The following is a 1,146-nucleotide window of genomic DNA, read 5'->3' on the forward strand; positions in this document are numbered from 1 at the left end:
CACCACCCGCATAGCAGGTGGTTTTTTGTTTCCCACGCTTCGCGTGCTCAACCGGCTAAAGCCATAACAAAAAAACGGCATCTCTGCCGTTTGTGTGTGTTGTTGGATGGCCTTCACTGCTCATTTTTGCAGTCTCCATTCTTATTTTTATAGTATTCTAAAGCTTCCTCAACCTTAATACCATCGATTGTCATGCCTGTTAAGTCGCAATTTTCAAGCTCACAGTCCTTAAAATTTACACTTGCGAATTTACTCCGTTCAAGGTTTGTATAACGAAAATCACAGTCGCCCATATATGAACTGTAAAACCTGCTTCTTTCCATTCCGGTGGCGTATATTAGCGCCTCAGCAAAATATATGTCAGTAAACCGGCATTTATAAAGCATACCATCGTAAAAATCCCATGATGAATAGATGGAGAAACGGTGACAAATGTCGTTCATGGAACCGTCAAGTATGGCAAAACGGTACCTGCTGCTGTTGTATACCTCATCGTGGGGTTTCATCATTTTAATATATTGATTACGATCATTCGCATTGGTATAAAACCCGAATCCATTGTCCTCCAAGAATTGTTGTTTTTTCATCTCACAGTCGTGATAGCAATATCTGTTGTCATTGCCGATGGTTAAGAATATCATTCAGCATAAAATATCGGGTTGCTTTTGTTTCAGCAGTTCAAACACATACACGTTGATATCGGGTTCCTGATAGGCAATATTGCGAATAATCATGGATTTGCACCCAGCGTAGGCAAGGTTGACTGTACCGATACATTCGCCGTCCTGCATGATTTTATAGAAACGTGTACAGTCGGGCATATCAAGCTGGCTTTTAAAACTGAAATAGCTCAGAAGCTCATCTATCTCTGCTGTGTTCACATAGCAGCGTTTGACGACTTCCGTCACCTCGTCAATATCAGCCATTGTCATCGGTTCCAGCGATAAATCAATGCCCGTCATATCAACAATCGGTTCCGGCGACGTTTCCATAGCAATCTCTCTGACCGGTTCGGTGAAAACCGTTTGCAGAGCGGATTTCAGTTCTTCCGATTCAGTGCTATGGGTTGTATCCAAATATTTGTTACTACTTAGGTCATAGCAAAACAGGAGTGCCGGAAAAGGCAAGAGACAAGGAAGAAAGGAC

General features: G+C 42.2%; 2 protein-coding genes. Both read right to left on the bottom strand.

The window, feature by feature from the left end; all coding sequences use genetic code 11:
• Positions 1-113 precede the first annotated feature (113 nt).
• Positions 114-587 (bottom strand): pentapeptide repeat-containing protein, encoded by a 474-nt coding sequence (locus DQG13_RS30310; protein WP_181593110.1) that lies wholly within the window; start codon positions 585-587, stop codon positions 114-116.
• A 54-nt stretch (positions 588-641) separates the two neighbouring features.
• On the bottom strand, positions 642-1,146 hold a 505-nt coding region (locus DQG13_RS30315; RefSeq protein WP_220094477.1), incomplete at its 5' end, for a hypothetical protein.

The sequence above is a fragment of the Paenibacillus sp. YN15 genome (genome assembly GCF_003285005.1).
Lineage (GTDB): Bacteria > Bacillota > Bacilli > Paenibacillales > NBRC-103111 > Paenibacillus_AR.